This window comes from Deinococcus sp. Marseille-Q6407, assembly GCF_946848805.1.
Taxonomy (GTDB): domain Bacteria; phylum Deinococcota; class Deinococci; order Deinococcales; family Deinococcaceae; genus Deinococcus.
The window spans coordinates 293,686-311,975 of record NZ_CAMPFU010000004.1; the positions used below are offsets into that span (position 1 = coordinate 293,686).

Annotated in this window: 14 protein-coding genes and 1 riboswitch; of the genes, 4 read left to right on the forward strand and 10 right to left on the reverse strand. The window is 65.6% G+C overall.

Going from position 1 to position 18,290, the window contains the following annotated elements:
• Positions 1–29: 29 nt before the first annotated feature.
• The 3 genes from OCI36_RS11135 to OCI36_RS11145 all read right to left on the reverse strand — a co-directional run bounded on the left by OCI36_RS11135 (position 30) and on the right by OCI36_RS11145 (position 4,765).
• Positions 30–1,223, reverse strand: coding sequence for a sugar transferase (locus tag OCI36_RS11135; protein ID WP_261665147.1), 1,194 nt, complete (start codon positions 1,221–1,223; stop codon positions 30–32).
• Between the two features lie 250 nt (positions 1,224–1,473).
• Positions 1,474–3,180, reverse strand: coding sequence for a hypothetical protein (locus tag OCI36_RS11140; RefSeq protein WP_261665148.1), 1,707 nt, complete (start codon positions 3,178–3,180; stop codon positions 1,474–1,476).
• A complete protein-coding gene (locus tag OCI36_RS11145) occupies positions 3,161–4,765 on the reverse strand; it encodes a lipopolysaccharide biosynthesis protein (RefSeq protein ID WP_261665149.1) in 1,605 nt (534 codons plus the stop codon). Before OCI36_RS11145 ends, OCI36_RS11140 begins: the two co-directional genes overlap by 20 nt.
• Before the next feature lie 83 nt (positions 4,766–4,848).
• On the opposite strand from OCI36_RS11145, the gene galE reads away from it, so the two are divergent.
• On the forward strand, positions 4,849–5,892 hold the full coding sequence (gene galE, locus OCI36_RS11150; protein ID WP_261665150.1) for a UDP-glucose 4-epimerase GalE: 1,044 nt from the start codon (positions 4,849–4,851) through the stop codon (positions 5,890–5,892).
• 51 nt (positions 5,893–5,943) lie between these two features.
• Here galE and OCI36_RS11155 read toward each other — a convergent pair whose 3' ends face one another.
• From OCI36_RS11155 to OCI36_RS11175, 5 genes are all read right to left on the reverse strand, one after another.
• Positions 5,944–7,218 carry a glycosyltransferase gene (locus tag OCI36_RS11155; protein WP_261665151.1) on the reverse strand — a complete coding sequence of 425 codons (1,275 nt, stop codon included), beginning with the start codon at positions 7,216–7,218 and terminating at the stop codon, positions 5,944–5,946.
• Positions 7,215–8,399 carry a glycosyltransferase gene (locus OCI36_RS11160; protein ID WP_261665152.1) on the reverse strand — a complete coding sequence of 395 codons (1,185 nt, stop codon included), beginning with the start codon at positions 8,397–8,399 and terminating at the stop codon, positions 7,215–7,217. Before OCI36_RS11160 ends, OCI36_RS11155 begins: the two co-directional genes overlap by 4 nt.
• Before the next feature lie 3 nt (positions 8,400–8,402).
• Positions 8,403–9,281, reverse strand: a complete 879-nt coding sequence (locus OCI36_RS13445; protein ID WP_409996742.1) for an O-antigen ligase family protein — start codon at positions 9,279–9,281, stop codon at positions 8,403–8,405.
• A gap of 470 nt (positions 9,282–9,751) precedes the next feature.
• The gene (locus OCI36_RS11170) at positions 9,752–10,909 is read right to left on the reverse strand and encodes a glycosyltransferase (RefSeq protein WP_261665154.1); all 1,158 of its coding nucleotides are present in this window, start codon (positions 10,907–10,909) and stop codon (positions 9,752–9,754) included.
• Positions 10,909–12,213: a lipopolysaccharide biosynthesis protein gene (locus OCI36_RS11175; protein ID WP_261665155.1), complete on the reverse strand. Its 1,305-nt coding sequence runs from the start codon at positions 12,211–12,213 to the stop codon at positions 10,909–10,911. Before OCI36_RS11175 ends, OCI36_RS11170 begins: the two co-directional genes overlap by 1 nt.
• An 87-nt stretch (positions 12,214–12,300) precedes the next feature.
• On the opposite strand from OCI36_RS11175, the gene OCI36_RS11180 reads away from it, so the two are divergent.
• The 3 genes from OCI36_RS11180 (at position 12,301) to OCI36_RS11190 (ending at position 16,323) form a co-directional block, all read left to right on the forward strand.
• A complete protein-coding gene (locus OCI36_RS11180) occupies positions 12,301–13,578 on the forward strand; it encodes an LCP family protein (RefSeq protein WP_261665156.1) in 1,278 nt (425 codons plus the stop codon).
• 81 nt (positions 13,579–13,659) lie between these two features.
• Complete coding sequence (locus OCI36_RS11185; protein ID WP_261665157.1) at positions 13,660–14,874, forward strand: hypothetical protein; 1,215 nt, start codon at positions 13,660–13,662, stop codon at positions 14,872–14,874.
• Between the two features lie 146 nt (positions 14,875–15,020).
• A riboswitch (cyclic di-GMP riboswitch) is annotated at positions 15,021–15,101 on the forward strand.
• A gap of 10 nt (positions 15,102–15,111) precedes the next feature.
• Positions 15,112–16,323, forward strand: a complete 1,212-nt coding sequence (locus OCI36_RS11190; RefSeq protein WP_261665158.1) for a hypothetical protein — start codon at positions 15,112–15,114, stop codon at positions 16,321–16,323.
• Positions 16,324–16,396: 73 nt separating this feature from the next.
• Here OCI36_RS11190 and OCI36_RS11195 read toward each other — a convergent pair whose 3' ends face one another.
• Positions 16,397–17,305: a ribokinase gene (locus OCI36_RS11195; RefSeq protein ID WP_261665159.1), complete on the reverse strand. Its 909-nt coding sequence runs from the start codon at positions 17,303–17,305 to the stop codon at positions 16,397–16,399.
• 17 nt (positions 17,306–17,322) lie between these two features.
• Positions 17,323–18,201: a phosphoserine phosphatase SerB gene (serB, locus tag OCI36_RS11200; protein ID WP_261665160.1), complete on the reverse strand. Its 879-nt coding sequence runs from the start codon at positions 18,199–18,201 to the stop codon at positions 17,323–17,325.
• Positions 18,202–18,290: the final 89 nt, after the last annotated feature.

Consider the following 18,290-nt stretch of genomic DNA (forward strand, 5'->3'; position numbering starts at 1 on the left):
AAATCTAGGGAAAGCTCCGGCCCAAGGTCTCAGCGAGCACCAAACCCGGTCAGAATGGTCAGCACCGTCTTCCAGACAATCTTCAGGTCCAGCGCCAGTGAGCAGTGCTTGACGTAGTAAAAGTCGTAACGCAGTTTCTCGGTAATCTGGCCCACGCTGTCGGTGTAGCCTTGGGTGACCTGTGCCCAGCCGGTGATGCCGGGGCGAACCCAGTGGCGCGAGGCGTACATCGGAATACTTTCCTCGAACTCCACCGTAAACGCCCACTGCTCGGGCCGGGGGCCGATGATGCTCATCTCGCCGCGCAGCACGTTCCAGAACTGCGGCAGCTCATCCAGGCGGAACTTACGCAGAAAAGCACCCACCGGGGTAATGCGCTGGTCTCCCTGCTTGGCGAAGGCCGGGCCGGACCGCTCGGAGTCGCGGGACATGGTGCGGAACTTGACCAGCTGAAATGGCTGACCGTTCAGCCCCACCCGCTCCTGCCAGAACAGAATCGGCCGGCCGCTGTTGAAATACACCACGGCAGCCACAACGGCCATCAGCGGCAGCAGCACCGGCAGGGCCAGCAGAGTGAAAAACACGTCGAAGAATCTTTTCCAGGGCAGATACCCGGTCCGGAAAGCAGCCGGCGAAACCCAGGCCTCATTCACGTCGTCCAGCGCCACGCGGCCGGTCAGCTCCTCATCCAGCAGGCGGCCGGTGACCACCGGCATGTTCATCAGCTGGGCGTGTTCCAGCATGCGTTGTTGCAGGGCGCTGGGCTGCTCAGGCTGCACCACCAGCAGGTCCACATTCTGCAGGGCCGCCGGGTCCTGCGCCGTCAGCTGCACTGTCTGCAGGTGCCGCCGCCGCAGGTAAGGCCGCAGCTCCGGGCTCAGGGGTTCCAGGACGCCCAGGCGCAGAGGTGTGGCTCGTCTCTGGGCCAGCCCCTGAGCCGCCGCTGTCAGCACCAGCCAGAGCAGCTGAGGCGCGGTCAGGAGCCATACCGCCGCCGACTGCCCAACAGCGGCGAACAGAGCCGCCGCCACTGCCCATGCCACCAAAGGCGGCAGAAAGTCGGCAATAGCAGTCTGATCAGAGATGCGAGCCGCCAGCGGCACGGACAGCAGACCAGCCACCAACCATAAGCGCAGCAACGAACCATGCTCATTCTGACTGTCCAGCAGATCGAAGCCCGGAACTGAAGCCAGCTGAAACACCCAGGCAACCAGAACCACCACCAAAAACAGCATCAGACCTCGTCCCAGCAGCGGAGCTGGGAGAGGAGAAGATGTGGTGGACACAAGAGATGGAGGTAAGGCAGAAGCTTTCATAGGACTTGAAACCAATTTCATCAAGAATAAAGGCTCTGCGGTTGTCATGAATCTAAAAGATTAATCATGAAGTTTATATGAAAAAAGGCTCTGGCTTAGGCCAAAGCGCTTTCTGAAGGCTAAAGATTAACGGACTTTGGGGTGCTTTCCGTTGTTGCTAGCCTTCGGTTCGTTGCCGGTCGGCTTCAATCAGAGGCCAGGCCAGGCCATAGGTGTCGTCGTAAGGGCCACACCAGACCATCGCCCAACCGGATCCGAATGGTTCCGCATTGCCCTGCCGCACTGCCTGCTGGGCTTCCAGTGGCGTCATCCAGGCGGCGTAGTGTAGGTCCTGGCGCGACAGCCAGTCCTGGGCCCGCGAACGAGCGATTGCAGCCTCGCCGCCAGGTCCATAAGGAATCAGTACCGGCATGGCCGAGCCAGCCGGTGCATTCAGCTCACTGCTCAGCGTGGCGTAGTCGCCCTGGTGGCGCAGTTCCTGCCAGCGCCCGCCCGGCCCGCCGCTCTCCAGGCGGCGCCACTGGGCAGCGTACTGCCGCTGGCTTTCCGGGTCGTTGAGGAGATCACTGCTTTCCAGTAGCTCAGCAGTCAGGCGGCTCTGCCTCTCCCAGGCGTGCGGCACAGCCACATCACGCAGGTGCAGCAGAGTCAAAGACGCATCACAGCTCAGCTGCGCTGCCTCGATCAGGTGTGGCAACGGCGCCATCAGGTGATAAACCCGGTCAAAACAGCCGAGTGGGGAGCTGGGCAGGGCCGTGGCGATGACGGTCAGATTCTCCGCCGACTCGAAACGGCCGGCCAGCTGCGTCATCCGGTCGTCCAGATGTGCCCGGCAGAGGCTGCTGGAAAGCAGGACGCTTCCGGGCAGCCGGCCGGCCAGCCGCGCCGCACTGGCACGCGAGTAGAGCACCACCAGCGAACGCCCCGGCTGAGCCGACAGCCACCCGGCCAGCTGCAGCAAAGTCTGGGGCGCATCACCGGCAGGCAGCGCCCTCGCCGGCCCGGCATCTGGCCGGGGCGCCGGGCAGAACTCTGCCGGCAGCTGACGGTACTCTGCCGGCCAGAGAGTTTCAAATGCTGGCAGAGCCACCACCGTCCAGCCGAACAGCACCGCCGCATCGGACAGCAGTGCAGTGACCATTTCCAGGCGGCTGGCCGGCAGCGCTTCAAGCCCCTCAATCAAGGCCGGACGAGTCAGCAGGGCGGGCAAGTCGGGCAGTTCCCAGTTCCAGGCGGCGCTTAGGGTCGCCACCACATATTCCAGGGCCAGCACCCGAGGCTCTGCCGTTTGGGCTTCAGTCGGCGGGACTTCAGCCGCATTGGACCCGGCTGCCAGAAGCCGCCGCAGCCCCCAGCGGCCTCCCCATGAACTGCTGACCCACTGCGCTTCTTCCCAGCCCAGCGCCGCAAGCAGCTGCCGGCCGGCGGCCCAGCGGTCGCGCTCCGGCAGGGCCGGAAGGCGCCAGAGTCCTGCGAGCAGCTGCCCTGCCGGCTGCCCGCACAGCTCCTGCGGCGCCGGGGGCCGTTCCGCTACCAGCAAACCGGCCAGCACCCGCAGGTACATTTCCCGCTGGGTCGCGCTTAGGCGAGACAAATCCACGGTGCTCTGCTGCAATGGCGCGGCGGCTGCCAGTAGCTCCGGCGGGCAGGGTTCTTCCAGCAGACGCCGGCTTTCCTCGGCGTCGAACAGGCCGCCCGTGCGGGCCAGCATGGCGCGGGCCAGTTCAGGCTCGCCCCCGGCTGCTGCCAATCGGGCCGCCAGCAATGGGTCGTGCCCGGCCAGCTGCGCCAGCTGCCCCGCTTGCTCCAAGTGTCGCTCCAGCAGACCGCAGGCCAACGGCGGCTCAGCCGCGCTCCAGGTCATAGCGGCCTCCTTCACGCTGGGAAAGCGCAGCGCCTGGCATCCCGTAGCCATAGTCACTGTTGCTGGCTCCGCGGGAACGGTTCATCACGAAGCCCAGCGGGCGCACGCCTAGACGCTGGGTTTCGGATACCAGTCGCTCCACCTGAGCCTGTGGGGTGCCGACACTGACCACCATCAGCAGGCCGTCCAGCATCCGGGCCAGCGCCAGCGTGTCAGCGATTTTCAGGACCGGGGGCGTGTCGACCAGCACGATGTCGTAGTGCTGGGTGATGGCCCGGATGCTGCTGAGAAGCCGGGCCGGATCCAGCTGGGAATCGCTCAGGGTCATCAGGTCAATGCGTGGCTGTACCTGAATCCAGAACAGGGTATTACCCGTTTCGTGCGGCGTTTGCCCCTGAGCGTCGCCTAGCAACAGCTGCCGCTGGCGCTGCCGGAACACGTCGGCATCTACCACCAGAACCTTCATCCCACGGGCTGCGAACGTGGCTGCCAGTCCGGCTGTAATCACGCTCTTGCCCTCGTCCTCCTTGGCGCTGGAGACAGCCACGGCTGGTGTGTGGCCGGTATCCGCGTCCTGCCCGCGTTCGTTCAGACTGGCCAGCAGACCCAGCCGCACAAACTCCAGGCTTTCCCGGAAGCCACCATGTTGCAGAAAACTGCCGATATCGGCCAATTGGCCGCGGCGACCCGGCAGCGGCGGCAGCAGGCCCAGAATCGGCAGGCCGAAAGGCCGCAGCGCTTCCTCATCCTGTACGCGCTGCACCAGGCGGTCACGCAGCAGCGACAACAGAATCCCAAAGAAAAGGCTGGCACCGAACACCAGCGCGGCGTCGCGCAGGGGCCGTGGTGACACCGGATCGGCCGGCAGCACGGCACCGGAAATCAGCGAAAGCGTGCCACTGGCAGTCAGGCGCAGCACTTCCACCTGCTGCAGCGAGCGGGCCACCTCGGCGCGCATTTGATTGGCGGTGTCCTGACCCACTGCCTGCCCGCCGACGGTGGGCTGCTCACGCAACTGCTCCAGCTGATTCAGCAGGTTGGTGCGGGCGCGGTCGACTCCTTCCAGCGCCCGGGCCCGGTCCCAGTCCAGCAAGGCCCGCGCAAAGGCATTGGCGGTAGCCTTGGCCGCTTCCGGCGTGCCGGCGCTGGCCACAATCTCGTAGTTGCCCACCAGATTCTGGTCAATCTCGGACCGCAGGGTCACCGTCCGATAGTCGCCAGAATGCAGTTCTTGCCTGACCGCTGCAGCCAGGATCTCATACTGGTTCTTATCGGTGAGGGTCTGTTGCAGCCCTTTCAGGGCGCTATCGGTGACTTCAGGGCTCCGCAGCGCCCGGCTCACCACGCCGGCCGGCAGACCCGGCGCCGTGACCAGCGAACTGTTGAGCAGGCTGTTGCCGGCTGCGCTCGGGAGCGCCGCCACGCCAGCCGATGCCTGATACACCGGCGGACGCGACTGAGAATAGAAATAGCTGAGCGCCGACAGAACTGTAGCCACCAGCAACACCGGCAGCAGCGCCGAGCGCAGCGTGCGGGTCAGGGCAGTGATGTCCAGATCCTGCGCCTGGGAAGGCAGCTGGGTCATGGCGACTTTCCGGCGGGGGGGCTGGCGGCAGGGGAGCTGCTGGTCCTGACAAATTTCATATTCTTCACAAGTATAGTCGTTACATGAAAGTTTTGGTGACAGGTGGAGCAGGCTACATTGGGAGCACGACCTGCTCGGCTCTGGAAGAGGCGGGGCACACGCCGGTGGTACTCGATTCGCTGGTGTCCGGCGCCCGTGAATTCACTGAAGGGCGCATCTTTTATCAGGGAGATGTGGCAGATACTGCACTGGTGCGCTCCATTTTTGCGGAGCATCCCGATATTGCTGCCACCCTGCATTTCGCGGCGCGGATCGTGGTGCCCGAATCGGTCGCACAGCCGGCGCTGTACTACCGTGAAAATGTCCTGAAGAGCCTCAGCTTGTTTGAAACCTTGCTGGACCTGGGACAGGCCCGGGTCATCTTCAGCTCCAGCGCCAGCGTGTACGCCAGCCCGCCTGACTTTGAAGTGACCGAAACCAGCCCCCTGGCGCCGCTGAGCCCCTACGCCCGCACCAAAGAAATGATGGAAGACATTCTGGCTGACCTGTGTGCAGCGGCAGCCCAGGCTGGACAGCCCCTCAGAGGCATTGCGCTGCGCTATTTCAACCCGATCGGTGCTGACCCTAGGGGCCGCTCGGGCCCCTATCTCGACGATCCCTCGCACCTGCTGGGCCGGCTGGTCAGCGCAGCGCGCAGCGGCGGAGAATTCGCCATCACCGGCACTGACTACCCTACCCGCGATGGCACCGGCCTGCGAGATTACATCCATGTCTGGGATCTGGCCCAGGCCCACGTGGCTGCCCTGGAAAATTTCGAGCAAGCTTTCGAGCGCGCCGAGCAAGAACTGGGGGAGCCGGTCACCTCCCTGATTATCAATGTCGGTACTGGCAACGGCGTCACTGTCCGTGAGCTGGTCGAAGCGTTCGGGCAGGTGTCACCCCAGCCGCTGAAAGTCAGCGACGCCCCCCGCCGCCCGGGGGACAATGCTGGTGCCTATGCCAACATTGGCCGCGCCCAGCGCTGGCTGGACTGGGAACCCCAGCACACCACCGAAGAAGGCCTGCAAACGGCGCTGGACTGGGCTGAGCAGTGGGCCAAGCGCCGTGGGGCGGGCAGCGGAAAATAAGGCAGCACGGTGGAGGAAGCGCTGTGACTTCTAGGCCACGGCGCTTTCTCCTTACTGGCGCAGCCGCCTGACGCTGTCCAGCGCCAGAGCGACACCAGCCAGGCCCAAAGCAGCCCGTACCCAGGGTGCTCTGGCCTGCCGAACGGCGCGGCGCTTTTCCCAGGCTTCAGCATAGAAATCGTCCCACAGAGACCAGAGCTTTTCCTGGGCAAAGTTCTCGGTGACCCAGGCCTGGGAGTGCTGCCCCAGCCGGTCGCGCAAGGGCTGGTCGGTCAGCAATTGCACCAGAGCGTCGGCAAGTGCCGGCACGTCGCCGGCCGGCACCTGCAAGCAGGTCACACCCGGCACTCCCGCGTCCCGGACACCAGAAGCGTCGCTGATGACACTGGGCACCCCGTAAGCGCCGGCCTCCAGCACGACCATACCCAACCCCTCGTGCCGGCTGGGCAGGGTATGGACCGTCATCAGCGGATAGAGCCGGCTCATGTCGGCTTCGAATTCCACTTGAATCAGCCCCGGCGCTTCTTGAAAAGCGCGCAGAGCTTCTTCCGAGAGAGGGTTGGCCGGATCCGGCACGCCCACCAGCAGCAGCCGGGCTTCCGGAACCCGCGCATGAACCTGCGGCCAGGCCAGCAGTAGTTCCTCGGTGCCCTTCTGGGGGGCCATACGGGCCACAAATCCCACCACCGGCGTGCCTACCGGCAGCCCCAGTTCCTGACGGGCCGCAGCCACGGCAGCCGGGTCGGGATGGGCATAGCGCTCCACCGGGATTCCGGCGGGGCTGCCGGCGCCCAGCACCCGGATTTTGGACGCCGGAACCAAGCCCAGGACCACCGCCTCGTCGCGGTTTGAAGGGCTGACACACAGCACCTCGTGGGCGCAGGCGACCGTCAGACGCTCCATCAGCAACAGCACCGGGCGCAGCAGCGCCAGCCGGCCAGTGGCCGCCGTTTCACTGCGCAGGCCGTGGATAAAGTACACCCGCAGCGGCACACCCAGAACAACCCCCACCAGGCCGCCCAGCAGCCCGGCTTTGGGCGTGGAAAAGTTGATCACGTCGGGCCGCACCTGCGCCGCCGTGCGCAGCAGCGCCAGCAGCGCCAGCAGGTCACGGCGCGGCGAGATGGCCCGGGCAAAAGCCACCGCATGATGGGTGGCGCCGCTGGCTGCGACAGTCCGCTGGACCTGTTCAGCCGGCTGGGCTGGAGTCACGAAATGGACATCCCAGCCCTGGCGGCGCAAGTGGCCGAACTGCTCGGAGAAAAAGGCCAGCGAGGCGATGGCAGTGGTGGTGGTGTACAGGATGGTCTGGGGAGAATCTCTCATGGTCTTTCCTTCCGGGTCGCCTGTGAGCGCACCACGCGCTGAAAGGCAGTGCGCTCCCTGTCCAGAACGTCGTCAGCGTACCCGCGTGCCAGCGCCAGGTTACGGGCACTGGCCGCGCTGAGGGCCGCTGGATCGGCTGCCAGCCGGCCCCAGACATCTGCCAGTGCCTGTGCGTTGTCCGGGGGTACCAGATATTCGGGCGGCAGCAGCTCAGGAATGCCGCCGACCGCCGAGCCGATGGCCGGCAGAGCCTGAGCCTGAGCCTCCAGCAAAGCGCGCGGCAGGCCCTCGGTCCGCGACGGAATCAGAAACAGCTCGGCGGCCGCCAGGTCGGCACGCACGGCCTGCGGGGTACTGCGTTGCCCAGCAAATTCGACTGCCGCAGCCACGCCCGCCTGCTCAGCCTGCGCTTCCAAGGCTGAGCGCAGAGGCCCGTCCCCGACAATGCGCAGCCGGACATTCTGCCCCCGGCGCCGCAGCAGAGCCAGCGCCCCAATGGCAACGTCCACCGCTTTGTGCGGCTGCTCCAGACTGCCTACCAGCACCGCCAATGGGCCCGGGCCGCTATAAGCCCGGGGAGCTTCCCGGAACGCTTCAGGAGGCAAGTGAACGTCTGACACGCCAAAGGAAGGCACCCTACGGCGCGGAGGGTAGCGGCGCTGCAACGCTTCTCTGGTCACGTACTGCACAGCGCCGGCTTGGCGGCATTGCCGCTGCGTCAGCCCCGTCAACACCACCCGGAACAGCGGCCGCAGGGGATGCTGGGTGCCCGCCGGGCCGTAGCCCATATAGGGATCATTGATGACCTCAGCAGCAAAAGGGCGGTGCTGGGCCTGCCGCAGGGCAGCGGCCAGATGTCCCAGCAGGCCCGAGAGCCGCACGATGACGGCATCTTCAGGCTCAATGCCGCGCTGCAGGGTCCGCACCACAGCCGGCAAGCGCCGCAGCAGGCCTACTGGCCCCTGGTAAGAGGGAACATGCAGCACCGTGACCCCCGGAGCGTCCACCCGGCGGTAGCCCGGCGGCACTGCGGACACCAGCTGCGAGCGGCCCACCACCTGCACTTCCTCGAAAGTCGCCAGGTAGCGCTGCCAGTGTGCTGCGGTAGCGTGGCCGTTGTCATAGGTGGCACCGTCAGGCGTATGCAGGAAGCGCTGTTCCAGAACGATAGAAACACGCAAGATTTATTTCCTTCTTTCTACTATAGGCGGCTGGAATCTGGAAGCGGAAAAGCCGCTCGCAGGAGCTTCAGGCGTCAGGGCCACCACCATGGCCAGGGCCAGCAGCGGCAGGAACGACCCGAAAGCCGAGTTGGGATAGAGGGTCTCGGTGGCGAAGGTCGTGGCCCATAGACCGATCAGCACATTCAGGCCAATGCCAGCGCGGCGGCTTCGCAGCGCATACAGGCGTGTCATCAGCTTCCAGAACAGCATAACCATGACGGTCAGGCCCGCCAGACCGGTCTCGTAAAGGACCTGTAGAACCATCATGTGAGCGTTGGAGCCGTTGTTGGCAATGCCGGAGCCCAGCCCACTGCCCAGCAGCAGCCGGACCGGATCGGCCATCAGGTTCCGGAGATAGGTCTGCCAGATTTCACCGCGCCCGGCCAGGTTCTCGGTGTTGCCAGCCTGCAGAATGGTGGCCTGCCGCGCCACCAGGCTATCGAGCTGATCTTGCAGGTAAGGCGCAGCCAGCAGGCCAGCCACCCCGGCCAGCAAGATCAGCAGGGTGGAGCGCAGCGGCATCCGCAGGCTTTCCAGCAGCATGAACAACAGCGCTCCCACCAGGCCCGCCCGCGCCCCCGACAGAAAACAGGCCACCACGATGCCCAGCAGTACCCAGGTGTTGGCTTTGGCGGGGCGCAGCATCATCAGCAGAGCGCCCTGCAGCAGTACCATCGCCGCCACATGCGCGTGGTTGTAGCCTACGGTGCCCAGGCCGCGCTCATGATGCAGGTAATACGATTCCCACGGCCCGGAAACCCCCAGGCCGCGCGGCAGCAGCTGCCCTAAAGTCTGGGGAATGGCCGGCGAAAAATAGGTCCAGATGACCGTCAGGGCCATCACCACAAAGCCGAAACGGGCAGCCCGCTCCCAACCGGCCAGGACCCCAGCCGACAGCGGCAGCCGGGCCGCCGCCCAGAACACCCCCAGCAGCTGCAGCAGCTTGAACAGCTGAAAGACCCCGAAAGGAATGGCCACGTCCAGCCGGCCGTCTCCCATCACGAACAGCAAGAGCAGCGAACCGGCCGCCAGAGCAGTGACGGCAGCCAGACTGCGGGCCAGTGGGCGCAGGTCCGGCCGTAGAGGAGCGCGGTAGAGTACGGCGCCCAGCAGCAGCAACCACAACACCAGGTCGGCCAGAGTGGGCCAGAGTGCCCAGGGACCCACGCCTAGCACAGGCAGGCCAAACCCCTGCACGGCGATAAACACGCCCAGCAGCCAGGTGACCGCCCGCTCCAGAGTCGGCGCCCAGCTTTGGTTCGTTCTCGTTCCCGGTGCCGGCAGGGACGCTGCGCCAGTCCAGCGCAGACTCACGGCTGTTCCCCGCGCCCGGCCCGCAGGTAGAAGTCGGTCAGCTCACGGACCCCTTCTGAAATGTCAAACCCCATCCTGGGTGGGGCATGCCGGCCGTGCGCGAGGGCGTCCGCGACCGCGTCGGCCCAGACGACCGGCCCATCGCTGAGCGGCAGCCTTGCCACATCAATAAAGGGGAAACGGACGTCGTCGGAGGTAATCGGCACGCCGGTGGACACCACGCAGGGCAGCCCGGCGGCCTGAGCCTCAATAAAGGCCAGACAGAGGCCCTCAAAATGCGAGGGCAAGACGAAAGCGTCCATCAGCCACAGCAGATCAGCCACGTCGGCGCGGGACCCCAGCAGCCTGACCCACTCGCTGAGGCCCAGCTGCTCGGCGCGCTTTTCGATGGCCGGGCGTTCGGCGCCTTCTCCGATCAACAGTACGTAAGCTGGGCCATGCCGCCGGTGATACTCAGCCAGCACGTCCAGCAAAAACAGGTGGTTCTTCTCAGGCCGCAGCTGCGCCACACAGCCGAGCACCTGCGCCGGCCGCAGCTGGAGCTGCTGGCGCAACTCGTCAGTGGGCCGTGGCGTCTGCAGAGCGGTCAGGTCAACACCCAGGTTGATGATCTGCACTCCCTGGGCACGCCAGTCGGGGCCAAACAGCGCATTCGCGGCCGCCTGGCTGACCGCCGTGCGGTGGGTAACCGAGTTCTGCAATGCACTTTGTGTTAGGCGCAGGTAGATGGCCCGCGCCCCACGCGCCTGACGGTCGATCTGCGCCGTGTCGTTATGGCTGGTCGCTACCCGCGCCGGCACCCCGGCCAGCCGCGCCACCCACAGCAGCAGCCCACCGAAATGGTGGATATGGCTGTGCACGATGTCATAAGGCCCGTAAGTCCGCAGCACACGGCGGTAGGCCCGCAAAAATTGCGGGAGCTGGCCGGTAGGCGGCAAATGAAAGATCCGGGCGCCCCGGGCCCGCAGCTCGGCCTCGTACTCGCCGGTATGCGGCTCGGGGCTGGCAATCAGAATGTCCATCTGCACCTGGGCAGGATCGGCGCGGCGAAATACGTTGACCAGCCAGGTTTCGATGCCACCACGGTCCAGGTTGCCAGTCAGGTGCAGCACGCGGACCGGGGGCTGGGAAGAGGGTGAAGCAGCGGGGTTCATCAGGGAGCTCCAGGGAAAGGGTCAGGAGGGGCGGGGGAAACGGCCGGCTCAGGAAGGTCTCTGAGGGCCTGCCTTACGATAAGCCAACTGCCGGCCAGTTGCGTGAAAGCACCGATCAGGCTGGCCGTTGCGGCGCCCAGCAAGCCCTGGCGGGGAATAAACCACCAGCAGGCCAGGGCCAGCACCACTGTAACGGCGGCAAACAGTGGCAGCTGTTCCTTGAACCGCCGGGCTGCTGTGACGGCGAACCCCAGTGAAGAGGCCAGATACCCGGCCGCACCGGCCAGGTTCAGCCAGAAGAAGGCCCGGTGCTGCGCGGCGTACTCGGCGCCGTATAGCAGCGCGAGTAGGGGCTGACCACCCAGGGCGCTGAGCGCGGTCAGCGCCAGGCCCGCGCCCCCCGCACCTGCCATCAGCAACAGGGTCAGTCGCAGGAAACCGGCGCGGTCACCACGGGCAAACACCTGCGAGAGACGGGTGGTCAGGGCGGTACCTAGCGCCACCACAAAGACGCTGCCCGCCACCGAGACATAACTCAGTGCCGCGTAGATGCCCAGCGCTTCACCGCCCAATTGCCGTTCCACAATCAGCCGCGGCAAGTTGGTCCCCAGTGACACCAGCGCAATGACCAGCCCCAGCGGCAGCGCCAGCCGCAGCAGCGCAGCGTTTGGTTTGCCGGCCCACCAACGGCCCGGGGCCAGCCGGCGCGCCCGCGGCAGGTCGAACAGCAGCAGGGTGCCCAAACCCGCTGCGGCGACGCCCATGGTCGCCAGAGTCAGCTGGCCGGTCAGGAGATAGATCAGACTCAGCAGGGCCAGCCCCGCCAGGCCGCGCAGCAAGGTAGACTGCGCAATCCAGTCCAGGCGCTCGCGCTGCTGCATCAGACCGTAAATCAGGTCGCTGCCGCCTTCCAGGGCCTTGGCCACACCCAGCCACCAGACCGGGCCACTGGCCTGCGGATACAGCAGGGCCAGCGCTGCAGTCAGCCCCAGCCCCAGCCCCATGCTGGGCAGGCGCACCGTGGCGTAATCGCGGAACCCGAACTCTCCGCGTGCGTCGGTGGCCTGCACTGCCCGCAATTGCAGGCCCAGCAGCAGGAACAGAGGCGCCGTCAGCGCCAGGCCCAGCGAGTAACGTCCCACATCTTCGGTACCGCCGCTGCGCGCCAGGACAATCACCATCAGCCACTGAGCCGCCGAATAGACGCCCTGGCCCAGCACAGTCCAGAGCATGCCGGACCGCAGGCCAGGCGGCGGAGCGGCCGGCGCAGGATCCGGAGAAGTGGCAGGAGAGTCGGGGGTCATCGGCAGAGGTCTCCCCACAGCATAACCTGCGTCCTGCAGTCAGAACTGTCCGGGCAGCCGGGAACAGCCCCACGGTATACTCGGCAGATGAGGCGCGGATGGTGGTGGCTGTGGACGGTGCTCCTGCTGGCGCTGGCCGCCGGGCTGCTGCTCTACCAGCGCCAGCAGGAGGTCAGCCGGCTGGGCCAAAGTGTCTACTACGAGCTGGAAGGCGACAGCTTCCCTCCCCTTCCGGGCGTGCTGGACGACCCGGTATTCGCTCAGTTGCCCCCGCCGCCCCCTGACCGGCCGGTGTCGTGGGGACGTTACCGGCCGGCGCCGGCCAGCCAGACAACGCCAGCCAGCGGCAATAGGCCGGAGTCCAGAGCTGCCGTGGCCTCCTCCAAGGCTTCCAGCGCTGAGACCAAGGACAGCCCACAGCCGCATGGGGAGCTACCAGCGGCCGGGACGAGCAACATAAATTCAGCGCAACCGGCAACAGCAGCGGCCTCAGCTGCCCAGAGCGCGGCACGGACGCCTAGAGATACAGGATCGGTTCAGCGTCCTCAGACCAGTGCGGCAGAGACTGAGCGGGCAGTGTCAGGGCAGGCACCTGCCGGCCCCGCGCCGGCCGCCGGGGTCGCACCGACCGACTTTACCCAGCGCCTTCAGACCAACGTCAAGCTGCACATCCTGCTGATGGGCAACGACCAGCCACAACTGGGCAGTGGCCGGGCCGATGTGCTGGTGGTCCTGACCTTTGACCCGGTGGCCCAGCAACTGACCTTTCTGAGCATTCCCCGCGACACCCGGGTGCAGATTCCAGAGCATGAGGTGAGCAAGATCAATGCGGCCTACGCTCTGGGCGGCCCCACCCTGCAAACTCTGGCAGTGGAACACTTTCTGGGTATACCGATGGATAAATTCGTGGAAGTCAGCATGGACGGGTTCAAACGGGCCATTGATCTGGTCGGCGGGGTGCAGGTCAATCCGCCTTTCGCCTTTGAACTCGACGGTCAGCAGTTCACTCCGGGGCCGGTCAGGCTCAATGGAGAGCAGGCCCTGGCCTACACCCGGATGCGCAAGCAAGACCCCCGGGGAGACCTGGGCCGCAATCAGCGGCAGCAGGAGGTGATCCGCAGCCTGATGACGGCCCTGGGAAGCCGCTCGCCCGAGGAACTTCAGGCCCTGTTGCCGCAGCTGCAGTCTCAGGTTCGCACCAACTTCTCACCTTCGGAAGTCGTGGCACTGCGCCGTACCCAGGCCTATGCCCTGCAGCACCAAAGTACCCTGAAGCCAGCCGGAGAAAACCGCAGAATTGAGGGGCTATGGTACTACCTGGTGTCTGATCAGGAGCGGCAGCGGCTGCACCTGCTGCTGCGCTGAGGTGAGGTTCAGTGGGCCGACTCAGGCCAGATGAGGAAGAGGCCGGGCGCAGGTCTCATGCTGGTGCCTTACAGTCCTGAAATGTCACTGCTTTTCCGCCACGCGGCTCCTGCCCGGCTGCCGGTCCTGGCTTCCCTGCTGATAGCAGGGCTAAGCAGCTGCCAGATGCTGCAGCCGGCCGCAACAGACCCGGGCGGGACCGCCTTGCTGGCACCCGACACCCAGCTGCAGGAGGCTGCCGCCACCACCATTACCCACCGCGCCGACGGCACAGTACTGGTCAATGGCCACTCCTTTTTCCCGTTCGGCTTTTACCATGTCTCCTGGGCCTGGCAGGGCACGCCGCAGCGCCGCGCCCAGGACATCCAGCGACTCGCGCAGTCCGGCTTCAACCTGATCGTGACCGAGCCGGTCGACGACCAGGACAGCGCCAGCTTTGCAGGAGTGCTGGATCAAGCCCAGCAGGCCGGCATCTTCGTGATTCCTTATGGGCTTTCGCCCGAAACTCAGCAGAGCATCGGGCACCATCCGGCCCTGCTGGGCTTCAAGGTGGCCGATGACGTCACCACACCGCTGGCAGCGCAGCAGGCGGCCGGGCGCAGCGAGCAGCTGAGGGCCCTTAACCCTGAAAAGCTGACTTATCTCAGCCTGGCAGTGGGACAGGAAAAACCGGACCCCGCCCTTTTCCGTACCGCCGACCTGATTGGCAACCAGAGCTATCCTATCGGTAACGACGACATCAGCGTCACCTACCGGACCATGCATAGCGCTGTCGAGAGCGCACTGGCCCAGGGCCGTGTGCCCATTGCCAACCTGCAGAGTTCCTTCTGGGGCACCGCCAAGCCCACCCCCGACGAGGTCCGCAACATGACCTATCAGGCGCTGCTGGCCGGCGCCAAGGGCGTGGTGTATTACGCTTACCGCGCCACCGAGAGTGATCTGGACGGCGAGCCGTTCCTGTGGCGCGGGTTTCAGCAGCTGTCACAGGAAGTGGCGCAGCTCTCTCCCCTGTTGCTGGACGGCGAACTGCTGCCACTCAGCCATGAAGCCGACATTACCCAGGCGCCCCTGACTGCTTACCTGCGCGGCCGGGACGCCAGCAGTCAGGAGCAGGGCTACCTGATCGCGGTCAACACCAACCGCCGCCAAACGCAGACGGTGCAGCTCCAGCTTCCAGAGACACCTACCCGCTGGGACACCGTCGGCAGCGTCATAACGGCCACGCTGGAACACAGCGGTGAGGCGGTTACCGGCACCCTGGCCCCTTTACAGGTCACGGTTGTGCGGATGCGCTGAGTCAGTTCCGCCGCATCCGCCAGAGCTGACACATCGATTTTGTATGAAAACGGTTATTTATAAACCCTTATGCTAGGCGGTAGTTCAGAGCAGCTTCTGCTATAAGCCGGCGGCCGCCAGCACACCTCATCCTGCTCTCTTTCACTTCTCGATAACGGCAAACCCTCTGTGAGGAGGGGACGCAAAGCCTACGGGACTTCAGCCTTGAAGTCGGCCGGGCCACCGAAGGAAGTCATCATGAAAAAATCCGGACTGATGCTCAGCCTGCTAGGGTTGATTATGGTTGGTTGCTCTGCTAATGCTGCGCTCGAACTTCCCGAACAGACCGAAACGGCTGTCACTGCCAGCGAACCCTCGCCCACTGAGGGCCTGCTGGCCCTGGCGCGGGCCCCCAAAAAGGCCAGCGGCCCCAGCACCGCCAAAGTGCGGCCCGACGGCACCCTGATGGTAAGCGGCCAGGCCATGTTCCCGATGGGCTTTTATCATGTGTCGTGGGCCGGCAACGCCGAGCGGCGCATGCGCGACATGAACGCCATCGCCGACCTGGGATTCAACACCATGAACGCCACCATGTTCGACCCCGAGGAAGACCTGGCCAGCTACCGTCACCTGATGGACGCCGCCCAGGCCCGCGGCATGAAACTGATGGTCGAGGACTACAACGACACCTCGGTGCGTGCGCTGAAAGATCATCCGGCGCTGCTGGGCTGGATGGTGGCCGACGACTGCAACAACCTGGTGGCCCCGGCAGAATTGCAGCGGCGGAGCGAGAACGTCAAGCGGCTCGACGCCGATCATCTGACCTACACCAGCATGGCGATTTCCTTTGCCAACAGCCACACTGAATACTTCGGCCGGGCCGACGCAGTGGGCAACCAGAGCTACCCGGTTGGCGGCGGTGACACTGTGAACGTGGTCTACCCTGTGATGACCCGCCTGGTCAAAGAGGCCCAGGCCCGGGGCACCATGCCGATTGCCAACCTGCAGAGCTTTCGCTGGGAAGACGGCCGCTACCCCACCCCGGCCGAGCTGAACAGTATGACCAATCAGGCGATTGCAGCCGGAGTCAAGGGCATCCTGTATTACACCTATCTGGACCGCACCAACGACCTTGCCCGCTATCCGGGCCTGCATAGCGAACTGCGCGAACTGGCCAGCGAGGTGAAACTGCTGGCCCCTGTCCTGACCGAGGGTGAACGCAGCGAACTGCCGGTCACGGCCAGCAATCAGCAGGCCACAGCCCACCTGTGGACCTATGGTGGCCGCCGCTACCTGCAGGTGCTCAGCCTTGACGAGCGAGCCGGCCAGACCGTCCGGGTTCAGCTGCCGGGCAAAGTAGGACAGCTCCGGCCCCTGTTCGCCGGACGGCCCAGCGGCCTGAAACTGCAGGGCTCGGCTGCGACCGGCACCCTGCCGGCCCTGTCGGCGCACTGGTACGAGGTTCGCTGACTGTTCGCCAACTGGGCGGGGGTTGTCCGAGTCCACCATCCTGCCGTGGCTGAACGCTAAAGCCCAGTGACCTTCAGCGTTCAGCCACGGCAGCCCAGGCCGCTTCAATTTCATCGGCCCAGGGAATGCTGGGCTGGGCGCCCGCGCTGGTGCAGGCCAGCGCGCTGGCTACTATGGCCCGCTCCAGCGCCTCTGCCAGTGGCCTTCCAGCCGCCAACCCCTCGGCCAGGACTCCGGCAAAAGTATCGCCCGCCGCCGTGGTGTCTTGTACCTTGACCGAGAAAGCCGGCAAGCGCAGCTGCTCTGAGCCGCTCAGGGCCAGGCAGCCTTCCCCGCCCAGGGTCACCACCACAGTCTGTGGGCCAGCCGCCTGGGCGCGGCGCAGCTGCTCGTCCAGCGCTCCGGCGCCCACCAGCGCCTCCAGCTCACCCTGATTGACGATCAGGAGATCAACCAGCTTCAACAGGTCCGCATTCAGTGACCCGGCCGGGGCGGCATTCAGGATCACCTGAACCTCGGCTTCCCGCGCGGCTGCCGCAAAAGCCTGCACCGTGCCTACAGGCACTTCCAGCTGCAGCAACAGGTGCGATACGCCGCTCAGGTCAGGGAGATGCTCCGGGGCCAGCCAGGCATTTGCGCCGGCCGCCACCGCGATGCTGTTCTCGCCTTTCTCGGAAACGGTAATGAAGGCGGCGCCGGTCGGGGCGTCCACCCGGACAGTGCGGTCCTGCACGCCGCTTTCGCGCAGGGAAGCCTGCAATGTTCCGGCGAAAGAGTCCTGACCCAGCGCACCCAGAAAAGCGGTCCGGCCGCCGGCGCGGGCGCAGGCCACCGCCTGATTGGCCCCTTTGCCGCCGGGCGCGGTGTGGTAGGACGGCCCCAGCACCGTCTCGCCGGGCCGCGGCAGCTGCGGAACACGGGTCACGAAGTCGAGATTGGCACTGCCGGCCACCAGAATGATGGGCCGTTCGTCTTGCGCCATATGTGGGGCAGCGTCTTTCATACGGACACGAACTCGCTTTCAGCGTAACCCTGCAGATAAAGCAGCGCCGTCAGGTCACCGTGGTTGATCCGGACCTCGCACTGGGCTGCCACAGCAGGCTTGGCATGCAGGGCCACGCCGGTTCCGGCCAGCTCCAGCATGCCCAGGTCGTTGGCGCCGTCGCCCACCGCCAGAACATCGTCGGGCTCCAGTCCCAGCCGGGCAGTGATGTCCAGCAGCGCCGCCACCTTGGCCTGACGGCCTAGAATCGGCCGGGCCACCTCGCCGGTCAGCCGGCCGCCTTCCAGTAGCAGGGTGTTGGCGCGGTGCTCATCGAAACCCAGCTGCGCGGCCACAGCGGCGGTAAAAGCCGTGAACCCCCCCGACACCAGCGCTGCATAGGCCCCCTGCGCTTTCATGGTGGCCAGCAGAGTCCGGCCGCCGGGACTCAGGGTAATGTGCTCGTCCAGCACCTGAGCGATCACCGGCTGGGGCAGCCCACGCAGCAGGCCCACCCGGGCCAGTAGGGCGCCCTCAAAATCCAGTTTGCCGTTCATGGCACGGGCCGTAATGGCGGCCACCTGGGGGCCGAAGCCGGCCGCCGCCGCCAGCTCGTCGATGCATTCCTGCTCGATCATGGTGGAATCCATATCGGCCAGTAGCATTTTTTTGCGGCGGCCGGCGCTCGGCTGAATCACCAGATCGGTGCGCTGGGCCTGCCACTCTTCCCAGACCGGCCAGTGATCGGCGGGCAACTCCGGCACGCTGAATTCGGCGGCCGCACCGGGCGCGAGCCAGCGCAGGCCTTGCCCTTGCCAGTGCTCCAATAGCCCAGCTACAGCGGGGGCACTCAGCGTTCGGGCGGTGGGAGCGGTAATCAGGGTGACGGTGTACATAGGGCCACTGCCTAGAGTAAACAATCCGGCGGGCCGGGGGCGGCAGTGTCACTGCGGCAGTACCCTGGCCTGCCTGTCTCTACCCGTAT

Coding starts and splice junctions, on each gene's coding strand:
- OCI36_RS11140 (WP_261665148.1), bottom strand. CDS start 3,180: ATGACCTGGAGCGCGGCTGAGCCGCCGTTGGCCTGCGGTCTGCTGGAG.
- OCI36_RS11145 (WP_261665149.1), bottom strand. CDS start 4,765: ATGACCCAGCTGCCTTCCCAGGCGCAGGATCTGGACATCACTGCCCTG.
- galE (WP_261665150.1), top strand. CDS start 4,849: ATGAAAGTTTTGGTGACAGGTGGAGCAGGCTACATTGGGAGCACGACC.
- OCI36_RS11155 (WP_261665151.1), bottom strand. CDS start 7,218: ATGAGAGATTCTCCCCAGACCATCCTGTACACCACCACCACTGCCATC.
- OCI36_RS13445 (WP_409996742.1), bottom strand. CDS start 9,281: ATGGCCCTGACGGTCATCTGGACCTATTTTTCGCCGGCCATTCCCCAG.
- OCI36_RS11170 (WP_261665154.1), bottom strand. CDS start 10,909: ATGAACCCCGCTGCTTCACCCTCTTCCCAGCCCCCGGTCCGCGTGCTG.
- OCI36_RS11175 (WP_261665155.1), bottom strand. CDS start 12,213: ATGACCCCCGACTCTCCTGCCACTTCTCCGGATCCTGCGCCGGCCGCT.
- OCI36_RS11180 (WP_261665156.1), top strand. CDS start 12,301: ATGAGGCGCGGATGGTGGTGGCTGTGGACGGTGCTCCTGCTGGCGCTG.
- OCI36_RS11185 (WP_261665157.1), top strand. CDS start 13,660: ATGTCACTGCTTTTCCGCCACGCGGCTCCTGCCCGGCTGCCGGTCCTG.
- OCI36_RS11190 (WP_261665158.1), top strand. CDS start 15,112: ATGAAAAAATCCGGACTGATGCTCAGCCTGCTAGGGTTGATTATGGTT.
- OCI36_RS11195 (WP_261665159.1), bottom strand. CDS start 17,305: ATGGCGCAAGACGAACGGCCCATCATTCTGGTGGCCGGCAGTGCCAAT.
- serB (WP_261665160.1), bottom strand. CDS start 18,201: ATGTACACCGTCACCCTGATTACCGCTCCCACCGCCCGAACGCTGAGT.